We start from the raw sequence: 231 nt of genomic DNA on the forward strand, positions 1-231 counted from the left end.
CTGACGGCCGTGGCCCTGACCATTGCCCTGCTGGGCCTGCTGATCCGCCTGCTGATGCAGCCGCTGCACGTGATGACCCGGGCCATGCAGGACATCGCCGATGGCGAAGGCGACCTGACTCGACGCCTGAACATCCATAACCAGGACGAGTTCGGCATCCTCGGCACCGCCTTCAACCGTTTCGTCGAACGCATCCACGGCTCGATCCGCGAAGTGTCCTCGGCCACCGAG

At 64.9% G+C, this 231-nt stretch carries 1 protein-coding gene; it reads left to right on the forward strand.

Features of this window, described 5'->3' with window-relative positions; translation table 11 throughout:
* Window positions 1–231 (forward strand): HAMP domain-containing protein (locus SB725_RS34205; protein WP_410923828.1); only part of this gene is annotated, 231 nt, incomplete at both ends.

This window comes from Pseudomonas sp. SIMBA_041 (assembly GCF_046535095.1).
Classification (GTDB): Bacteria; Pseudomonadota; Gammaproteobacteria; order Pseudomonadales; family Pseudomonadaceae; genus Aquipseudomonas; species Aquipseudomonas mucoides.